This is a genomic window from Actinacidiphila oryziradicis (genome assembly GCF_005047355.1).
Lineage (GTDB): Bacteria > Actinomycetota > Actinomycetes > Streptomycetales > Streptomycetaceae > Actinacidiphila > Actinacidiphila oryziradicis.
This window is the reverse complement of sequence record NZ_SUMC01000070.1, coordinates 20,140-39,039: the sequence shown is the minus strand read 5'-3', so window position 1 is coordinate 39,039 and position 18,900 is coordinate 20,140. Positions and strand designations below refer to the sequence as shown.

15 protein-coding genes and 7 pseudogenes are annotated in these 18,900 nt (G+C 69.2%); 9 read left to right on the top strand and 13 right to left on the bottom strand.

The features are described from left to right. Nucleotides 1-172: 172 nt before the first annotated feature. Nucleotides 173-724 carry a universal stress protein gene (locus tag FCI23_RS40215; RefSeq protein WP_136729087.1) on the bottom strand — a complete coding sequence of 184 codons (552 nt, stop codon included), beginning with the start codon at nucleotides 722-724 and terminating at the stop codon, nucleotides 173-175. 243 nt (nucleotides 725-967) lie between these two features. Between FCI23_RS40215 and FCI23_RS40210 the strand changes: the two genes are divergently transcribed. From FCI23_RS40210 to FCI23_RS60860, 3 genes are all read left to right on the top strand, one after another. Then, entirely contained in the window at nucleotides 968-1,162 is a 195-nt protein-coding gene (locus tag FCI23_RS40210) for a hypothetical protein (protein ID WP_136729086.1), read from the top strand. A 370-nt stretch (nucleotides 1,163-1,532) separates the two neighbouring features. Next, nucleotides 1,533-2,897 (top strand): hypothetical protein, encoded by a 1,365-nt coding sequence (locus tag FCI23_RS60865; protein WP_246144535.1) that lies wholly within the window; start codon nucleotides 1,533-1,535, stop codon nucleotides 2,895-2,897. 14 nt (nucleotides 2,898-2,911) lie between these two features. After that, a complete protein-coding gene (locus FCI23_RS60860; RefSeq protein ID WP_246144534.1) occupies nucleotides 2,912-3,232 on the top strand; it encodes an AAA-associated domain-containing protein in 321 nt (106 codons plus the stop codon). A 7-nt stretch (nucleotides 3,233-3,239) separates the two neighbouring features. On the opposite strand, the gene FCI23_RS40200 is transcribed toward FCI23_RS60860, so the two are convergent. Both FCI23_RS40200 and FCI23_RS40195 read right to left on the bottom strand, forming a co-directional pair. Continuing rightward, the gene (locus tag FCI23_RS40200; RefSeq protein ID WP_136729084.1) at nucleotides 3,240-3,689 is read right to left on the bottom strand and encodes a hypothetical protein; all 450 of its coding nucleotides are present in this window, start codon (nucleotides 3,687-3,689) and stop codon (nucleotides 3,240-3,242) included. Between the two features lie 268 nt (nucleotides 3,690-3,957). Further along, nucleotides 3,958-4,710, bottom strand: a complete 753-nt coding sequence (locus FCI23_RS40195; RefSeq protein ID WP_136729083.1) for a DUF4118 domain-containing protein — start codon at nucleotides 4,708-4,710, stop codon at nucleotides 3,958-3,960. 269 nt (nucleotides 4,711-4,979) lie between these two features. On the opposite strand from FCI23_RS40195, the gene FCI23_RS40190 reads away from it, so the two are divergent. Continuing rightward, nucleotides 4,980-7,499, top strand: coding sequence for a DUF4118 domain-containing protein (locus FCI23_RS40190; RefSeq protein WP_136729082.1), 2,520 nt, complete (start codon nucleotides 4,980-4,982; stop codon nucleotides 7,497-7,499). A gap of 23 nt (nucleotides 7,500-7,522) precedes the next feature. On the opposite strand, the gene FCI23_RS62655 is transcribed toward FCI23_RS40190, so the two are convergent. From FCI23_RS62655 to FCI23_RS40160, 5 genes are all read right to left on the bottom strand, one after another. Next, nucleotides 7,523-7,702 carry a potassium-transporting ATPase subunit C gene (locus FCI23_RS62655; RefSeq protein ID WP_322973969.1) on the bottom strand — a complete coding sequence of 60 codons (180 nt, stop codon included), beginning with the start codon at nucleotides 7,700-7,702 and terminating at the stop codon, nucleotides 7,523-7,525. Between the two features lie 37 nt (nucleotides 7,703-7,739). Next, entirely contained in the window at nucleotides 7,740-8,144 is a 405-nt protein-coding gene (locus tag FCI23_RS62650; RefSeq protein ID WP_322973968.1) for a potassium-transporting ATPase subunit C, read from the bottom strand. 221 nt (nucleotides 8,145-8,365) lie between these two features. After that, nucleotides 8,366-9,052, bottom strand: a complete 687-nt coding sequence (locus FCI23_RS40175) for an SDR family oxidoreductase (RefSeq protein WP_265737807.1) — start codon at nucleotides 9,050-9,052, stop codon at nucleotides 8,366-8,368. A 35-nt stretch (nucleotides 9,053-9,087) separates the two neighbouring features. Then, on the bottom strand, nucleotides 9,088-9,420 hold the full coding sequence (locus FCI23_RS62645) for an SDR family NAD(P)-dependent oxidoreductase (RefSeq protein ID WP_211265669.1): 333 nt from the start codon (nucleotides 9,418-9,420) through the stop codon (nucleotides 9,088-9,090). 355 nt (nucleotides 9,421-9,775) lie between these two features. Further along, nucleotides 9,776-10,444 carry a TnsA-like heteromeric transposase endonuclease subunit gene (locus FCI23_RS40160; RefSeq protein WP_246144532.1) on the bottom strand — a complete coding sequence of 223 codons (669 nt, stop codon included), beginning with the start codon at nucleotides 10,442-10,444 and terminating at the stop codon, nucleotides 9,776-9,778. A gap of 547 nt (nucleotides 10,445-10,991) precedes the next feature. Between FCI23_RS40160 and FCI23_RS60855 the strand changes: the two are divergent. Together FCI23_RS60855 and FCI23_RS62640 are read left to right on the top strand one after the other, a co-directional pair. Then, nucleotides 10,992-11,153, top strand: a pseudogene (locus FCI23_RS60855) (MerR family DNA-binding transcriptional regulator); the annotation flags it as partial. 95 nt (nucleotides 11,154-11,248) lie between these two features. Next, on the top strand, nucleotides 11,249-11,374 hold the full coding sequence (locus FCI23_RS62640) for a hypothetical protein (protein ID WP_265737808.1): 126 nt from the start codon (nucleotides 11,249-11,251) through the stop codon (nucleotides 11,372-11,374). 523 nt (nucleotides 11,375-11,897) lie between these two features. On the opposite strand, the pseudogene FCI23_RS40150 reads toward FCI23_RS62640, so the two are convergent. From FCI23_RS40150 to FCI23_RS64135, 3 pseudogenes are all read right to left on the bottom strand, one after another. After that, a pseudogene (locus FCI23_RS40150) lies at nucleotides 11,898-12,632 on the bottom strand (putative Ig domain-containing protein); the annotation flags it as partial. 581 nt (nucleotides 12,633-13,213) lie between these two features. Then, nucleotides 13,214-13,744 (bottom strand): annotated as a pseudogene (locus FCI23_RS64140) (hypothetical protein); the annotation flags it as partial. A 26-nt stretch (nucleotides 13,745-13,770) separates the two neighbouring features. Next, nucleotides 13,771-14,184: pseudogene (locus FCI23_RS64135) on the bottom strand (Chromate resistance protein ChrB); the annotation flags it as partial. 344 nt (nucleotides 14,185-14,528) lie between these two features. Between FCI23_RS64135 and FCI23_RS40140 the strand changes: the two are divergent. Beyond that, nucleotides 14,529-15,216 (top strand): annotated as a pseudogene (locus tag FCI23_RS40140) (IS6 family transposase). Nucleotides 15,217-15,287: 71 nt separating this feature from the next. Here the strand turns inward: FCI23_RS40140 and FCI23_RS40135 are convergent. After that, nucleotides 15,288-15,491 (bottom strand): annotated as a pseudogene (locus FCI23_RS40135) (DDE-type integrase/transposase/recombinase); the annotation flags it as partial. A gap of 418 nt (nucleotides 15,492-15,909) precedes the next feature. Here FCI23_RS40135 and FCI23_RS40130 point away from each other — a divergent pair. Continuing rightward, nucleotides 15,910-16,020: pseudogene (locus FCI23_RS40130) on the top strand (IS5/IS1182 family transposase); the annotation flags it as partial. Between the two features lie 181 nt (nucleotides 16,021-16,201). Here FCI23_RS40130 and FCI23_RS40125 read toward each other — a convergent pair. Continuing rightward, entirely contained in the window at nucleotides 16,202-17,830 is a 1,629-nt protein-coding gene (locus FCI23_RS40125; RefSeq protein WP_169317156.1) for an amidase family protein, read from the bottom strand. A gap of 525 nt (nucleotides 17,831-18,355) precedes the next feature. Here FCI23_RS40125 and FCI23_RS40120 point away from each other — a divergent pair. Beyond that, nucleotides 18,356-18,631 (top strand): hypothetical protein, encoded by a 276-nt coding sequence (locus FCI23_RS40120; protein ID WP_246144531.1) that lies wholly within the window; start codon nucleotides 18,356-18,358, stop codon nucleotides 18,629-18,631. Nucleotides 18,632-18,900 lie beyond the last annotated feature (269 nt).

Here is an 18,900-nt window from a genome sequence, read left to right as displayed (position 1 = left end):
CGGCCGCTTCATGATGCAGCCCACACCCGGCGCAGTCCCGCCCCTGCAGGCACGCCTGGTCGCGGCGACCCTCGCCGACCAGGTCGGCGCGGCCCTCGACACGTCGCGGACCGCCCGCGAGAACAGCTGAGGGAGATCTGAAGGGAAGAGCGACGCGCCAACGGGCGCACCGTCATCCGCGCGGCAACTGGGGGGTGTCCTCGCCCAGCCGCCGGGGGTGGAGCGGCAGCCACCAGGTGTTGCGGCGGTGCACAGTCGCAAGGTCGCGCTGCAGCGGGGACGGGGGCACGGCCAGCACCGGGCATGTCGCGTGCGCGAGGCAGTAGCGACTGGTCGAGCGGCGCAGCGCTCGGCGCAGCAGGCCACGCTGACCGGCGCCGACCACCAGGAGGTCGTCCTCCCGATCGGCTGTCTGCACCAGCGCCTCGCCCGGCGTCCCGCAGATGGCCTGGGCCCGCAGTCGGCCCGCGCTCCAGCTCGCGCCGAAGGCCGTGTCCATCGCGGTCCGCAGCCGTTCCTTGGCCAGGCGGCGGCCCTCCGTCAGCAGCGGCGGGGACGGCGCGCGGCGGTAGGCGAACTCGCCGCCCGCGGGTTCCCAGGCCAGCACGGCCAGCACCTCCGCGCCTGTATCACGGGCCTCGGCCACCGCGCGGTGCAGTGCGGCAAGGCTGCCCAGCGAACCGCTCACGCCCACCACGATGCGCCCGCTGCCGGTCTCGTCCATGGCTGCTACCGCTCCCCTCCTGTGTACGCCTCGCTGCCGTACGACATCCGCAGGGCTCGCCCGGCCATACCGTGGCACCGCTGCGAACAGCACAGCCGACGAGCCCCAGCGGGTGTCCTGCACCCATCGAAGCCCGACCGCAGGCCGACGGCTACCGTACTGACGCGCCTCTGATGCGAGACAGCGCCGGATTAACGGCTTCCTGATCCGGACAGTGGTCATGGCCGGGCAGAGGGCCGGGTCATGGAGGTCGACTCGCCCGCGGCCGCGTCCAAGCGTCACCCTCTGGCCGAGGGCAGCCTCATACTCGCCAGATACGACCCCGACGACCCGCACGAACTGCTGCTCCATGGACCCGAGCGGGCGACATTGGGGTACGCGATGGTGAGCGCGGGCACCGTCTTCATTCTTCTGGGCGTCGGTCTGCTGTTCGGATAGCCGGCGCACGAGCGCCGACCGCAGTCCAGCCCTGCGTCAGCAGCGCATCAAGAACCGCAGCGGTGTCGTCAGGGCGGCGACAACAACGCCCTTCCCCGGTGTGCGCGGCGCGAGAGTGTCCATGGCGGGGAGCGCGGCGCGGGTCGCTCCGCGATGCCAAGGGGGGCTCATCGCGATGCCAGACGCCAGCGTGACGGAGAAGTCCCCGACGGGACCGCAACAAGCGCCGACCCCCGAGACGACCGGCTCCCCCCGGTGGTCCTCCAGGGGTGAGCGCCGCGTATCGCCCGTGTCCCTCAATGGGACACGCGGGCCGCGCCACAGACTGACGGAGCTGCGGCGCGGCCGCCCCGCAAGCACCCCAGGCCGGTTGAAACTCCTGCGCGGGGCCGCGATGACAGCCTCGGCCCTGCTCATCGCCACACTCGTCGCGACCGGTCTGCTCACACACTCCTCCTGGTCGGACATCCGGGACCATTCCGCGCCACCGGTCACCAGCGCCACCGGCCTGTACTTCACGCTCAACGACATGGACGCCCAGCTCGCCAACCAGTTGATGCTCGGCACCACACCGAACCTCGCCGCCGACCGCCGCACCGCCGCACGCGTCTACACCGGGCGGCGCACCGAAGCCGCCGCCCGCCTCCGCGACCTCGCGGAAGCAGCACAGGGAGACCCCACCGCCGAGAAGACCGTCGCCCGGGCCATCGCCGACTTCGGCATGTACGAGGAAAGCGCCGCCCGCGCGCTGCTCCTCAGCGACCAGGCAGGCCGCCTGGCGGGCAAGACCGATCCCGGCGCCCTGGCCGCCTACCGGTCCGCCACCGAGCTGATGCGCACCCGGCTCCTGCCGGAGGCCGACCAACTGGTCGCGGCGAACAACAACGCCTTCAACACCACCTACTCCGCCACCACGGACAAGCTGTCCTCGGCACGGATCGCCGTCCTAGCCGCCGGCTTGCTCCTGCTCACTGTTCTCGTCGTCCTCCAGGTCTTCCTCACTGCCCGGTTCCACCGCATCGTGAACCCGGCTCTGGCGGCCGCGTCGCTGATCGTCCTCGGCGTTCTCATCACCGCGACGATGCAGATTTCCGGCCAGCAGGAGCACCTGCGGGTCGCCCGCCACGACGCTTTCGACTCCGTCGTCGCCCTCACCCGCGCCCGCGCGGTCGCCTACGACGCCAACGCCGACGAGTCCCGCTACCTACTGGACCAGCTGCATGCCGCCGAACACCAGCAGGACTTCTTCACCAAGAGCCAGCAGCTCATGCGGCTGCCCTCAGCCACCATCACCGACTACGACGCCTGGGCTGGTGCCGCCATGACCGCCTACCGGACCGATCACCAGGACCTGCGCTTCACCGGCTACTTCGGCGACGAGTTCCGCAACATCACCTTCAGTGGCGAGCGTCTAGCGGCCGAGGAGGTCGTGGCGCGCTACCGGACCTACCAGCAGGACGACCGGCACCTGCGCTCCCTCGCCGCTTCCGGGCACCTGACCGCAGCGATCCAGTACTGCGTGAGCTACCGCCCCGACGCATCCAACGCCGACTTCGCCCAGTACGACAAGGCACTGCAGAAATTGATCGCTATCAACACCGACGCCTACCAACAGGCTGCCGCCGAAGGCGCCAACAGCTCGCTGTCCGTACCGCTCGGGCTCGCAGCCGCCGCAGCCGCCCTCGCGGCCCTCGCCGTCATCGGCCTGCGCCCCCGGCTGGCCGAGTTCCGCTAACGGGACGCCAACGGGTGCGTCAGCGGCACGTCAGATCAGAGCGGCCTCAGGAAGCCGCGACCGCCCTTGCGGCAGCCCGTCCCTCGCCGTCAAACGCACCGTCGACGTGGCGGCGCGGGCGGTCTTCCTCGCCGTCGCCGGGATCATCAGCCCTGGACCTGCTGCGGCGCGGCTTCTCCGCCGCCGACGCCCGCCGCCAACTGGAGATCGCGGTGGACTGGGGCCGCTATGGCGAGCTGTTCGAGTACGACGCCGACGACGGCCAGCTCATCCTTGAACCCCCCACACGAGCCCTCCTCCAGCCGCCTGCCCCGACGGCCGACTCCGGGTCCTGACCGGCTGCTATCGGCGCTGGCGCGCGGCCTCGACCAACACGCGCGCCACCTCACCGGGCAGATCAAGGTTCCGCTCGATCCACACCACGTCGTGACCGTAGGCGGCGAAGACCCACGCAGTGTACAGGCGGCCCACGGGCGGCGCGTTCGGGCCCAGCAGCAGCGGTCGGACGGCCTGCATCGGAAAGCCCTCCAGCGCCTGGGCGGCGAACCACTCCTCACCCGCCCCCCGCGGCGGCGCCGGGCGGGCGTGCCGGACGGCGGGCCCGCTGCGGCCGTGCCACAGGGCGGCGAGCACGATGAACACCGAGGCGGCGCCGCCGGCCAAGGCCCCGCCGACCACAGCCCAGTCCCGGACCGGGGCTGCGCTGAGGGCGACCAGTTCCACTGCGACCAGCATGAACACGCCCAGCATGGCCGCACCTTCCCTGGTGTGCGGGTGGGGCAGCGTCTTCATGCCACGCCTCCCTTCTGGTGTCCATTCTGGCGCGCCGCGCGGGTCGGTGCCCCGGGGCCGAACGGTCCGATGCTGCGGGGGCGGTCAGCCGCTCAGGACCGCCCGACCGCCGCCCAGGAGGGCGCCGGGTACCGGCGGGATCTCATCCAGCAGCGCCTGACGCCCCTCCCCAGCCGCGGTCCGTGCCGCCAACTCCTCACGCATCTTGATCCGCGCCCGGCTCTCCTGGTCCGAGACAGCCTGATCGGACAGTGGGGGTCAGCCGCCGTCAGTCTGGGTGTGGTGAGTTCTGCATGGTGTACAGCGTGGCACCGGCCTGGTCTGCCAGGGTCACGGCGACGAGGCGGGCCTCCAGGGAGGGGATGGGACCTGGGGTCGGTTCGAGCATGAACCGACCGTAGTAGTGACCATTGCTGAACACTCGCAGTTCGACGTCTCCGTCCGGTAGCCCGAGCTGGTCGACGTCCCAATTGTTGCGTCCCAAGACGATGGAGCCTTCTTGTTCGAGGCGTGCTGGGCGGCCCAGCAGCGTTCCGTACTCGAAGCGGCAGCCGCTCAGGTGGAGCAGGCTGACGAGCTGTGCCCGCACGTGGTCGACCACGGTGGTGGGGGAGGTGGCGGACTGGGCCAGCCGGGCGGTGTGGTGGATCCGGGCGAGGTAGTCGGCGTCGGTGACGGCGATCACTTGCAGGCGGCGGGCCCGGGCGGCCACCTGGGAGACCGCAAGGCCGACGACGAGGAGCAGGACGGCGGTGGTGATGTCGGCGGACTTGGCGATCGAAAAGTGCTCGTAGGGCCTGGTGAAGAAGAAGTCGAACCACAGGGCGGCGGAGACGGCTGAGAGGGCTCCGGCCAGGCGGTGACCGAGGATAGCCGCGGCAACGACCGCCACGACCAGGATCAGGGCGATGTTGGTGTTGGCGATGTTGCTGCGAAGGGGCAGGAGGACCGCACAGACGGCAAGCGGGGCTGCCAGTGCCGCAAGGATGGCGAGCGGGCCTCGGACGAGGGAGTGAGGCATGGTGCACCTCCTGCGTTCAGGTGTAGCAGGGGCGCGCCCGGTGCGGATGGTCGGCACAATCCTTAACGTATCCCTTGTGGGTGGTGCACTCCGGATCCGGGTCTCACTTACCTCGGACCGGTGATCGGCCGTCGGCGAGCCGTCCGTGGCGTCTGTGCCGTGGATCGGCCTTGGTGCTCTCGCACCGCCGTGGCATAAGCCCGGCACCGATCGGGCCGGAGTACCTTCGGGCTCAGGCTGGTGGGCTTGCGGGAGCGGAGGCGGTCGCGGTGGCTCGTGGGCGTTTGCGGGTGTACCTGGGGGCCGCCCCGGGGGTGGGGAAGAGTTACGCCATGCTGGCAGAGGGGCAGCGCCGCAGGTCCCGCGGGACGGATGTGGTGATCGGGCTGGTCGAGACGCACGGCCGTCGGCTGACGGCGGACATGGCAGAGGGACTTGAACTCGTTCCCCGCCGCACTCTGGTGCATCGGGACCGGTCCTTCACCGAGATGGACCTCGACGCGGTACTGGCGCGCCGACCGCAGGTCGCGCTCGTCGATGAGCTCGCGCACACCAACATTCCCGGGTCGAGGAACGACAAGCGCTGGCAGGACGTGGAGGATCTGCTGGACGCGGGCGTCGACGTGGTCAGCACGCTGAACATCCAGCATCTGGATTCGCTCAACGACGTCGTGCAGCAGATCACCGGTGTCAAGCAGTACGAGAGGATTCCCGATGAGGTGGTGCGCCGCGCCGAGCAGGTCGAGCTCGTCGACATGACACCGGAGGCGCTGCGCCGCCGCATGGTCCACGGCAACGTCTATCCGGCCGACCGGATCGATGTGGCGCTGACGCACTACTTCCGGCCCGGCAATCTCACCGCCCTGCGGGAGCTCGCCCTGCTGTGGGTCGCCGACCAGGTTGAGGAGGGCTTGCAGCGCTACCGGACCGAACAGGGCATCGCGACGCCATGGGAGACGAAGGAGCGCATCGTCGTGGCGCTGGCAGGCGAACGCCACGAGGAGGCCCTGATCCGGCGTGCCGTACGGATCGCCGGCCGGAGTCCGGGGAGCGAACTACTCGCGGTTCATGTGGCTCGCAGCGACGGCCTGACCGGCGCCGATGCGGCGGTGCTGGCCGGTCAGCGAGCTCTGGTGGAGTCGCTCGGGGGGAGTTTTCATCAGGTGGTCGGTGCGGATGTCGCGGCTGCGGTGTTGCAGTTCGCGCGGGCGGAGAACGCCACCCAGATCGTCCTGGGCGGCGCGAGGCGCGGCCGGCTGGCGGGGCTTGTCCTGGGCGACCAGGTGGTGCCCAGGGTGACCCGGCTGGCCGGTCATTTGGACGTGCACCTTCTGACGGACGAGCGGATGGCGCACCGCGCTGCGGTGGCGCTGCCGCCTCTGACGGGGGGAGTCGGCCGCGTCCGGTTCTGGTCGGGCGCGGCCGCGGGGGCTCTGCTGCTGCCGGGCCTGACATTGCTGCTGACCGCGGTGCGCGGAATCGGGCTGGCGGGTGAGCTCCTGCTGTATCTGCTGGCCGTGGTGGGTGTCGCCCTGATCGGCGGGCTGTATCCGGCGCTGGTGGCCGCTGTTGGCGCGGGTGTGCTGGCGGACTACTACTTCGTGCCGCCGGCGCATTCGCTGACGATCGGGCAGCCGGGAGATGCGGTTGTCCTGGTGGTGTTCGTCGTAGTGGCGCTGCTCGTCAGCGGCGCGGTCGAACGGGCGGCACGCCGGGCCCGCATCGCCGCCCGGTCGGCGGTGGAGGCCGCCACCCTCTCCGACCTGGCGACCGGAGCGCTGCGCGGACAGGGCGACCTGCCGGCGTTGCTGGAGCGGGTCCGCGAGACCTTCGGACTGGCTGCGGTCAGCCTGCTGGAACGGGACAGCATGGGCGGGCGCCGCTGGTACACCATCGCCAGTACCGGGGATACGCCACCGGAGCGGCCCGAGCAGGCGGACGCGGACGTATGGGTCACGGACGCCCTGGTGCTGGCCGGGCGCGGCCGTCCCCTCGATGCCGGGAATCGGCGCGTCTTCCTCGCCTGCGCGGCACAGGTGGCGGCGAGCCTGGAGAACGACCGGCACCGGCAGCAGGCCGCAGAGGCTGGGGAGCGCCTGGCTGCCGACCGGCGCCGCGCCGGTCTCCTGCAGGACTTGGAGCCCGAACTCGCGGTCGCCCGGCGAGCACTGGAGCAGTTGCGTGAGCGCGAGGCACCCCGCACGGACTCGGAACGGGCGGCGCTGTGCGACGGAGCGGCGGGCGCGGTCGAGCGCGTCAGCGGTCTGGCCCGTGCCCTCCTCGATCTGAGCCGGCTGCATGCCGGAGCACTCGAAGTGTTCCTGCGCCCGGTTGACATCGACGAGGTCCTGGCCGTTGCCCTCGATGCCCTGGGCCCCGGCGGCCACGACCTCACCGTTCGGCTGCCCGACGACGTGCCGGACGTGATCGCCGACGCGGCACTTCTCACCCGTGTGGTCATCAATTTGGCAGCCCATGCGCTGCGCCGCAGCCCTGACGGCGCGCCCCCGCTTGTCGAGGCTGTGTGGAGCGAGGGGCAGGTGGATATCCGCCTGGTCGACCACGGCCCTCCGGCACCGGATGTGGCAGCGCCGGCCGGACGAGGGGAGCCGAACGGCGTTCATGGCTCGACGAGCGCGGTGCTGCGCCTGTGCGCCGACCTCGCCCAGGCGATCGGTGGCACGCTGCGCTGGGAAGAGACGGCCGGTGGGGGTCTGACGTCGGTGCTCAGTCTTCCGGCGGCTGCGGGCGGCAGGTCGGGGGAGGTCACCCCCGACGGACGCGTCTGACGCTTGGCCAGGCGGGAGTCCGGTCAGGGGCGCAGCGTGTCGAGGGCGAGGTTGAGCTGCAGGACGTTGACTCTCCTCTCGCCGAGGAAGCCCCACGCTCGTGGGGTGGTGTGGGCGGCGATGAGGGCGTGTACCCGGCTGGGGGGCAGGTGCCGTGTGGCGGCGACGCGCGGTGCCTGAAGGTTGGAGTTGGCCGCGGAGATGTCGGGGTCGAGTCCGGAGGCGGAGGCGGTGACGGCGTCAACCGGGACGGTGGTGCCGGGGGGCAGTCCGTTGAGGCTTCCGGTAGGCGAGGGCCCGCTGCGGGACGGTGTTGGGGTTGCACAGCCGGGGTGCCGTCGGGGTTGCGTTGGTAGACGGGGTTGCCGTGCGCGTCGACCTCGGGATGTCCCTGGACATCGGTGGCCTGGACGGGCGGGCACTGGGCGATGAGGCGGGGTCGCCGGGGCCGAGGGTGGAGGCCCCGCCGGAGGTGGGGTTGTAACCGTTCGGGCCGGCGGCCGAGGGGCGGGGCTGGAAGTACTGGGGCAGCGGGGTGCCGTTCTTGTCGGAGAAGTTCTGGCCGATGAGCGCCGAGCCGACTGTTCGGCCGTCGGTCTGGTCAGGGAAGGCCGCTCGTAGCGCGGATTCTCCCGGCCCAGCCACAGCACCAGCGTCTTGCCGCGCCCGCGGTCGGCGGCCTGTCCGGTGCACTACCGCCGAGGTGCTGCACACGGGGCGCCGCCTCGCGGCCACCAGCGCACGGGTGTCGACGCCGGACGGACGTCCCGCGGTTCTGGTCAACGCACCGTACGCCCCGGCCCCCTGACATGCCGGTACCGGAGCCCGGTGACTCCGGGCTCCGGCACCAGGTGGTCCATGTACGATCAGCCTGCCGGAGCGTTCGTGAAATCCGCGCTGGTGACGCGGCTGCCGATCGGGGCCAGGAGAACGCGCCGGACTCGCCGAGAGCCTCGGTCGTCGACATCGTCTCGCGCAGGCGGGACCGCCGCCCAGATCTCGGCGTCGGTGCCGGCTTCCACCTCGTAGATCGCGTAGTACTTGAAGGGTGCCTCGCCGGAGGCCACCTCGAACCGCTCGGCCGAGACGAAACCGGGTACGGCCAGGACGTCCTTGAGGTGTTCACCGTTGTACCAGGCGTTGAACTCGTCGTCGCGGCCTTCCAGCGGGGTCGTCTGGGCGATCATCAGATACCTCATGCGGGTCTCCTTCGGTCTTTGCGGGTCAGGCGGATACGACAAACTTGTGCGGGCTGTCCGCGGTCGCGCCACCGTCGATCGCGACGACGGCGCCGGTGATGAAGGGGCATCGTCGCTGAGCAGGAAGGCGACGAGCGCGGCCACCTCGTCCGCCGTGCCCAGTCGGTGCGACGGGTTGGTGAGCGTACCGAGACCGGGCGCAGCGCCGCCGGTGCCACCTGGTCCCGTTTGCATGGAGGTGTCGATGAGACCTGGTGCGACCGCGTTCACGCGGATGCCCAACGGGGCACCCTGCACGCCGGCGCTCTTCGCCAGGCCGATGATGCCGTGCTTGCTCGCGGAGTAGGCAGGCATCTGGGGGGCTCCCCGCATCCCGGCGATCGACGAGGTCAGGACGAGGAACCCCCGGTTCCCTGGGCCTTCAGGACGCGGAAGGCGTTCTTCAGGCCCAGAAACACACCGCGAAGGTTGATCCGTATGACCTCGTCGAAGGCCTCGGGCGCGAGAGCGTCGAACGTTGCGACCCCACCGGCGATACCAGCGTTGAGGTGATACAGGTCAACGCGGCCGAACCTGGAGACGGCGCGGTCGAAGACCGATGACATGTCGTCCTCGGAGCCGGTGTCGCCGCCCAGCACCAAGGTGTCGCCGGTGTACGTCCACTTTCGGGCGACCAACTGCCGGTGCCAGGTCAGCAGGGTGGTGGGAGTGACCGCGAACACCAGGCGCCAGCGCTCGCGCGGGACCAGCCGGGAAGGCGGTCTCCGCTGCGGAACCCGGTCGCCACCTCCAGCAGGTGGGCCATCCTAAGCTCCGCGAGCTCGCGTCGGCCCTTCGTCAGGTCCTTCATCGTCTTGGGTTGTCGACCCCGGTCAGCCCCGGTCGCCGCCGTGCGTGAGGAGGAGCGACAGTTCGGGTGGTTGGACAGGAACCGGAAGCTCACCTGCTGACGAGCACCGCTGACTCCCACCAGCTGAATGCGTCCCAGATGCGGCTCGCGCCGCTCGACGGTCCACTCCACGTCGTCCAGGACCAGCCCTGCCCCGGGCGACAGGTCCAGTGCCCCCGCCCCCGACCTCATGACGCTCCTCCCCCTGGGCAGACCACCAGCGAGCGGTTCGCCAACGGCTTGGTGAGGTCCACGCCGAGCCGACGGTGCCAGATCAGATGCAGCAGCTGAGCGCGGGCCACCGGCTCGCAGCCGCTGGCCGCGGCGAGTTCGCCGAACGTCAGGCCCCGTCGAGCCGAGGCGAGCAGTGCCGGCCGCAGTGCCAACGGGTCTGACAGGGGTCGGCGTTGCGAAGACAGTGCGTCGAGGGTCGACAGGACGTGCTCGCGCCACCGGGCCGCCACCGCGTAGTGCCAGCCGCAGGCCAGGGCGACCTCGGCTGCTGCGGCGAAGGACTCCCGGGCCTCCTCCGTGATCAGCTCTTGCGGCCTGACGTCGATCAGCCAGACTCCCGAGCGGGTCACCGCGAGGAAGTCCGGCGTGTGGTTCCTGCGCTCCCCCGCGGTGTCGAACCGCAGCCTCAGCTGTTGGGACACCACGTCGACCAAATCTCCGGCGAAGTCCAACGCCAGCAGCAGTCTGGCCTCCTCCAGACTCTCGGCTCCGTGGTGACGGCCGGTACTGACCAGGAACTGCAGCCCGGGCCGATGCCCTTGACCACGTTGCCAGGAGAACCAGCGGATCGGATCGCAGTCCACCACGGGCGTCTGGACGAGCTCCCGCACAGAGCAGGACATCTGATCTCCGCCGGCCTTCCACGTCACCGTCCACCGCGAGGTCCAGCCCACGCTCAAGTCCAGCCCGGGTCTGCCCGGATCGACGGACACCGGGACGAAAAGGTCATCCCAAACTGCACAGTGCGACCACAGGGGATCCGAGACCGTACCCTCTGCGATGCGCGCTGCCCTGCATGGGTCTCCGCCTCTCCTCATGCCCCCAGGAAAACGGTCCCTCTCCACCGCGAGCCACGGACCTTCGGAACTGGTGACAACACGATTGGCAATGCACCGCTAGTGACAGGTAGCACGGCGATTTGGTGACAACAACCGCGGCACGCAGACCGCGAATGATCAGGTCAGGACCTCTGTCAGGTGACAACTAACCTGGCACGGCACAAGAACGCGAACGTCCGCCCTGTTGGAGAGACGGCTGTCGTGGTAAATCCGGGGTTTACTGCGGTGGCCTGGCAACGCTCTGACCAGTGAGTTCACGTCTAGTTATCGGGTGGCGGCAGTAATACGAGGACCGGGCCTTGACCTGGAGCGCGGTCCAGGTGCCAGGGTCATGCCCATGATGGACACTTTCTCTCCGGGAGAAGTCGCCGAGCGGTCCGGCTTCAGCTTGGACACGCTGCGGTACTACGAGCGCATCGGCTTGCTCGACGGCATCGAGCGCACCCGCAGCGGCCACCGCCGCTTCGCCCAGGGTGACCTCGAATGGCTGGGTGTGCTGCGCTGTCTGCGCGACACCGGCATGCCCATCGCCGAGATGCGCCGTTACGCCGAGAGCGCCCGCGAGGGCGACCGACCCTTGCCGAGCGCATGGCGTTACTCATCAAGCACGAGGCCCGCGTCGAGCAGCACATCACCGAGCTCCGCGCCCAGCAGGAACACCTGCGCGACAAGATCGCCTGGTACCGCGCCCAACTTCCGGTCCAACCCACCTGAGAGGACACACACCACCCTCACCGGCTCGTCGGCGGCTTCGGCCATGCGTCGAAGCCTAGCGAGCGGTTCGTGACCGGCGGAGACTGCTGGTATCCGCACGAGCGGTCGGGCCGGTCGCGCTCATTGAGCGCGACCGGCTCAGGCCTTAGGGAACGAGCTCGTAGCACTGGCGCTGGACGCCAGGAAGCCGACGCCGGCGTGCTGAACCGGTGCGCCGCCGCTCGGGACCTGCTTCCCGTCCAAGGCCCCCGTGACGGGCATTCCCACCGGTTAGGCGCCGCGTTCTCCACACGTGGCCAAACCGCGTCCTCGCTCAGCGCGGCATGTGGATGCCCAGTTGCCAGAGCCGGGTGCGGGGGGGCGAAGCGGTGGCCGGTGCAGGCAGAGCGGAGGGTGGCCGTTCCGGGTTGAAGGGCGCGGGCATTGGTGGTGCCGGTCACCGTAACGGTTCGGGTGCGAGTGATGACTGGGGAACAGGAGTGGTTGGTCTCCCGTCCCGGTGCGGGGCGGGAGACCACTTGTTTCAGGAGATGTTGACTGCGGTGTCGTCGATGGCGAACGAGGTCTGGAGGGTGGAGTCTTCGGTGCCGGTGAACTTCAGGGTGACGGTCTGCCCGGCGTATGAGGACAGGCTGAAGGATTTCTGCGCGTAGCCGGTGTTCTTGTTGAGGTTGGAGTACGTGGCCAGGGTGGTGGAGCCGGCCTGGACGGTGAGCTTGTCGTAGGCCGTGCCGGTCGTGGTCTCCGCGGTGTCGATGTGCAGGTAGAAGCTGAAGTTCGCGGTGGTGCAGGAGGCCGGGATGGTCACCGACTGGGAGAGCATGTCGGTGTGGGTGGAGCCGTAGCCGTCCAGCCAGGCGTCCCAGCTACCCGTACGGGCGGGCTCGGAGGTGTTGTTGCTGATGACGCCGGAGCCCGAGGTCCAGGGTGCGGCGGTACCGGTCTCGAAGCCGGGGTTGCCCAGCAGTTGGGCGGTCGTGCAGGCGCCAGCGGGGTTGATGGTCCAGGTGAAGGATGCGCTGCCGGAAGGGCCGGTGCTGTCGTGTGCGGTGACCGTGGGACTGTACGCACCGGCAGTTGAGGGGGTACCCGAGATCAGGCCGGAGCCGGAGTTGATCGCCAGGCCGGGGGCCAGTCCGGTCGCGGTGTAACTGAGTGTGCCGCCCGCCGTGTCGGTCGCGGAGATCGGCAGCGAGGCGGCTGTGCCTGCGGTGCCGGTCTGACTGCCGGGATTCGTGACGCTGACGCTGCCGCCGGTGCCGCTTGCGAACTGCACGTCAAGCACGCTGTGCAGTTCGACGCCGTTGGGGGCGACCCCGGTCTGGCCGTGCTGGAAGTCGAAGAAGCCCACTCCGGTGACGGTGACGGGCACATTCGCGGTCTGGAAGCTGCCCGTGGCCGTGTACTTCGCGTCGAACTGGCCGCGCGCCTTCTGCACGCTGGACAGCAGCGGACTGCCGGCGCCGACGCACGCCGGATCGGGAATCTCCGCGATCATCGTGTGCCCGGCCTTGTCGTCCAGGACCAGGTGGTAGTCGGAGTCCGCTTCGAGCTTGTACTGCGTCAGCGTCGCCGACAGCCGGTAGACCGTGGTCTCGGTGGGCTTCACCCGGTTGTTGGCCGGCAGCGTGCCCGGCGCCGGGATCGCGGTGAGCGAGGCAATCGTCGTCGCCGTCGTGGACTGGAGATTGATCAGCCCGGCATCCGCGTCGGTGCCGGTCTTCACCGACCAGCGCTCCACACCGCAACTCCCGGTGAGGGCGGCCGGTTTGGCCACCACCTCTTCATGTTCCTCGGCATCGGGCGTGGAGTGATAACGGGGACCGGCGCTTCCAACCGTCACGGACAAGGTGACAGCGAGGACGGCCACTGCGAGCACGGCCAGGTACTTCCACCATTTCTTCGGCACGGAGCGACTCCCGGAGAGATAGGGATGATCCGGCAACCCGGGGCTGCCGGGCTCGGCAGGGTCGCCGGCGAGGGGCTTGTGCACGTGCTGTGGGTTTGCTGTGCGATGGAGGGCCCGCAAGGAGTGTGACGAGCCGTCGGTTGACGCGCATAGACCAACGACGTAAACACTTGGCCGTGCACGGTCAAGTTTTGTCCTGGTCCCCGCCAGTGCGGCCAACGGGGATACGAGGCATGTCCTTTCACCACGTGTAGTTGCGCTTCGCCGGGGGCGGCATCGGGGCGGATCTCGGTGTCGGCGGCCAGTGCCATGGCCTCGAATGCGGCCAGGGCCTGGCGCGCGCGGTAGAGTTCGGCGCGCACCTCGTCGGCGATCTGGGCGGGGAAGTACCCCCGAGCGGTGATCTTGGCGAACCACGTCTCGAACCGGGCGAGGTCAGCCTCGGACTCCTCGACCTCCGCGCGTACGTGGTGCGCTTGCGGGCCGCCTCGGTACGGAGCTCGTCGAAGAACGCCGGGAGACGTTCGAGGACCTCCCCGTACTCCACGGCGGCCGCTGCCCGGAACTCGCCGATCAGTGCGCCGTGCTCCACCGGGTCGTCGATCCGCACGTGCAGGCACCGCGCGCTGCCGCCGTCGGCGCGCACCTTGGCCATCAGCCGGCGTACTGCTGAAGCGACCTGTGGCCGGTCCGGAAGTAGACATACTGACTGCTGCACGTAGACGGCGCCGAGGCCGCACAGCTTGCGCCACACGTGCACGCGCAGCGAATCCGCCGCTCCCGCCGTGCTGACCGCCAGCAGTCCTGCCGGCCCGCCGTCGGATGCGGGTGCCGACCGCGAGGGGCGGTGTTGTGACGTCGTTGATAATTGGAGGCCAGGGAGGCTGCGGCGCGTGGGCATGTCGAGGAGATGTGGGCCGGGATCACGGAGTTGACGACTTCGCTGGCCGCTGCTGATTCCGAGCTGTCGCGGCTGGTTGTCACTCGTGTTGACGGTGCTGGAAGTGCTGGCCGATGGTCCGGGGTCGGGGGTCGGGGGTCGGGCGGAGACTTCCTACATCGCTCAATCCTTTCGTGCCCGTGGCACACTCAAGATCTGTGGACCGGAGGTGCTCGCGGATTTGACGACCTCGTTGGGTCCGTGCAGGGGTTGTCAGGCGAGCGGAAGTGGTGGATGGGGCACTGTCACGTTGGCGGATGGCATGGGAGGATCTTCGGGTTGATCATGCTGGAGGGGGATCGTCCATGGGGAACCCGGCGCCGTCGTACAAGGGGCACCGCTACCCGGTGGAGGTCATCTCCCGCTGCGTATGGCTGTACTTCCGCTTCCCACTCAGGTTCCGCGAGGTCGAGGAGCTGATGCTCCAGCGCGGCGTGTCTGAAGTTCGGCCAGGCCTGCGCCGACGGGCTGCGCCGTCGCCGGCCCCGGCCAGGGGACAAGTGGCACCTGGACGAGGTATTCGTCAAGATCAGCGGCGAGCAGAAGTACCTGTGGCGGCCCGTCGACCAGGACGGAAACGCGCTCGACATCCTGCTCCAGTCCCGGCGGGACGCGAAGGCCGCCAGGCGCTTCCTCCGCCGCCTGATGAAGAAGACCCGTGCGGTGCCGCGGGTGGTGGTCACCGACAAGCTCCGCTCCTACGGCGCGGCCCACCGCGAGGTCATACCCTCCGTGGAACACCGCTCCCACAAGGGACTGAACAACCGAGCCGAGAACAGCCACCAGCCCACGCGGCAACGCGAAGGAGCGATGAAAAGCTTCCGCAGCGTCGGCGGAGCACAACGCTTCCTGTCCGCGTTCAGCGGCATCTCACCCCACTTCCGCCCCCGCCGCCACCAGATGACCGCACCCGAACACCGAGCTGAAATGACCATCCACTTCGCCACCTGGGACCAGGTCACCGGCGCTGTCGGCCGGCCCACCACGGGCTGAGCACCGGCCCGGAACCCGGCACCACCACACCCCGACACGTCATCAGGCACCCACGCACCCAACAACGTGACAACGCCCTTGTGGGAACGGTGCTCGACCGAGCGCATCAGCTCTCGGTGGGCGACACCGTAGGAGCGGAGCTTGTCGGTGACCAGCACCCTCGGCACCCGGCGCTGCTTCTTCATGAGCTTGGCCAGGAACCGCTTCGCGGCCTTCGCGTCCCGCTTCGACTGCACGAGGATGTCGAGGACGTTGCCGTCCTGGTCGACGGCCCGACGCCTCGCCCGCGACTACGAATTACTCCGAGCTCGGAGTAACTCGTATTATGCCGATCCCGACGTTATGCCGACCGCAGAGGCTGAATGCCGGGGCGGGACGAGCACGGGCTCCGGAACGATCGGCATAACCGGACGGTTCTCGACGGAGCGTTTCGCAGAACGCAAGCGGGAGCCCAGGCCGCTGTAGCGTCCGAGAGGAGAGCCGGAGGGGGCTGTGTGGCGAGGAAGTCCTCCACTACCTGCGGCGTCAGCTCCGGCCCTTCCTCCAGCCGGTCAGCCCGGCCGTAGCCGACTCTCCGGATGCGGGAGGGATCACCGTCAGGATGACGGCAAATTATGCCGACCAAACCAGCCCGGAGGTCCCGTCGACCAGCACCGACCGCTCGACGTCGGCATAACGTCGGGATCGGCATAATACGAGACTCTCCCCGCCAGCTCCGAAGCCATGATCCACGTCGCGTCGATCGACAACCTCGCCAAGCGCATAACGGACGAGACTAAACCCACCTGGCGAGGCACCTACTAGGGCATCAAGGGCAATCCGTCCACGCTAAACGCCCTCTCAGAGGTGGGTTGCACCGGTCAGCGCCGGGCCCGCGGTGCGGGCCCGGCGTACTGACGACCGCGTTCGGCGGGTCGAGGGGGCCGGGATGGTGTAGTCGCCGTTCGACGGCCCCACCGGGTTACTCAGTGGCGGTTGTCGCGCTTTACCGGCCCCGGGTCGTCGGAGCCAGCGGCGGCGTGCTGGCCGGGGGCCGGCGTAGGTGCGTGGCCTGCTCGAAGGAGTACGACAACCCGATCAGCTCGGGCTCACTGAACGCCGTACCGAGGAAGGCCAGGCTGATCGGCAGCCCGTTCGCGGTGAAACCGTTGGGCACCGTGACCGAGGGGTAGCCGGACAGGCTGGCCAGTGCGGTGCTGCTGGGGACCGCCTTGCAGGTGTTCGTGGCGGTGCTGCCAGGGTAGGCACTCGCGGGGCAGGTCGCGTTCGGGAAGACCAGCCCGTCCAGCCGGTTCGCGGTCAGCAGGCTGTCGATGCCATTCCGGAACGAGGCAGGACCAGTGGCGAGCGCCTGCTGGTACGCGGGGTCGGTGAGCGACCCCCGGCTCTCGGCCTGGGTTAGCCGGGTCAGCACGGCCGGCGAGATGGGAAAGTCGGGCTGGCTGCTCTGCGCGATGACATCGGCCAGCGTCTTGACCGGGACGCTCTTCGGCCTGGTCGCCAGGTAGTCGGCGAGCTGGTACTTGAACTCCAGGTCGGAGATGGTCGCATAGACCGAGCTTGCCGAGGACAGCAGCGAGTCAGGCAGGTGCACCGGGACGATGGTCGCGCCGTGTGACCGCATCGTGTCCAGGGCGCGCTGGGTGGCCGCGTCGATCTCGGTGTTGCCGCCGTTGAAGTTGTCTACAAACCCGATGCGGGCGCCGGACAGCTTGTCCGCCTTCAGGTACTTCGTGTAGTCGGTGCTGTAGTGGCCCGCGCTGGCCTTGGTACGCGGGTCCTTTGAGTCGACTCCGGTCAGGGCACTGAGCATTGCCGCGCCGTCGGAGACGGTTCGGGTGAGCGGCCCGGCGACGTCGAACGTCAGGCTGAACGGGATGATGCCGGCTCCGCTCACCAGCCCCATGGTCGGCTTGATGGCGACCAGGTCGTTGTTGGCAGCCGGACCGCGCAGTGAGCCGAGGGTGTCGGTACCTATACCGGTGGCGGCCAAGTTCGCGCCGACCGCGGCACCGGGGCCGGCACTGGACCCGCCCGGGCCGCGCGTGAGGTCGTACGGGTCGAGCGTCTGGCCGCCCACGGAGCTGTACCCGCCGCCGGGAGAGCCACCGTGCGCCCACTCATCCATGTTGCCCTTGCCCAGGATGACCGCCCCGGCCTCCAGGAGGCGCTGGGTGACGGAGGCGTTCTTCTTCGGGTAGGTGCCGGCCAGCGTCTTCGACCCGCCGGTCGTCGGCATGTCGGCGGTGTCGATGTTGTCCTTGAGGATCACTGGGACGCAGTGCAGCGAGCCGGTGAAGCCGTGCCGGGCGAATGACCTGTCGAGTGACGCTGCCCGCTTCACTGCCTGGTCGGACACCGTGATGTAGCTGTTGAGCTTGGGGCCGGCCTTGTCGTAGGCCGCGATACGGTTCAGGTAGGCCTGAACGAGCTGCACACACGTCAGGTGGTGCGACGCGATCGCCTCATGGATGCCGCTGACGGTGGCTTCGGTGAGCATAAACGGCTCTTGCTTCGGTGCCGCCTGTGCCGGGCCGGTCAGCGTGGCGGCGACGGTTGCGACGCCTGCCAGGGTGACCAGGGCACGTCTACGGGTTCGGGTGAAGCGGCTCATGGGACTCCATTCGTCTGACAATCTGTTCCCCTGCGACTCTTTAAGGAAGATGATCACCTCAAGTGACGTCGACGGTAGATCGCCGTGGTTACGCCGATATGCCAGTAATTTTTCTGCCTCATTGCCGGAACGATCTTGGGTTGCGCTGCACATGACGTGGGTCCGCGCCGCACGCCAACCCGCCTTGATGTTCTGGGAGTTGGTGATCGCGGCGCTTGCGAGTACCCGGCGGCCATTCCTCCACCGCGCGAGTCGCGGGTGGTCGTGCCCCTGGACATCTCCGGCATGGCAATCGCCGGCGGGGGTTGATGCGAGGCGCCCGGCTCGGGCGAGCGCCTCGAAGACCGTGGTGCGCGCGGTCACCGCATCACTCTGGTGCTTGCTGATGCGGGCGAGCTCTTTCCCGTACGCGTCCTGTGAGGCTCAAAAACACGAATCGTCGTCCGGCTTCGAGGTCCTTCGCCGTGGGGAACCGGGAGTCCAGGTCTCTGAGCAGCGGTTCTTCCTCGTCTGGGATCATGTTTCGTGATCCCGTCCACGGTGTATGCCGTCACCCGCCGCCTGCTGTCGCTGCCCGCGTTGCTGCTGCGGCGTGAGGTCTCCAAGGACGCTGAGTTGCTGGTGTTGCGGCACGAGAACGCGGTCCTGCGCCGACACGTCCCGCGCGTGCGCTACGAGCCAGCCGACCGCCTGTGGTTCGCCGCGCTCTCGCACCTGATACCGCGCCGCCGCTGGGCACAGGTCGTTCCGGTCACTACGGCCACGCTGCTCAGACCCCACTCGCCCACCCGCGCAAGCTGAACGGCCGTCCGTCCCCGAAGCCACACCGCAAACATTGGGCCCCGATGCCCGCGAGCCCCACTATGAGTGAGGCCAGGGTGGTCGCATCCATGCGTCGGCCCTTTCCTTCTCGCACCCGCGCCAACGGGGTGCTGCCGGCATCTGACGTTAAGTGGTGCGACGAGCCTGGCCGAATGTGACGTCCCGGGCCAAAGAAACAGAAGAGAGCTGCGCAACCGCCTCTTCACTACCACCGCGCGGTCAGCGTCCAGGCCCACCCGTGCCGACGG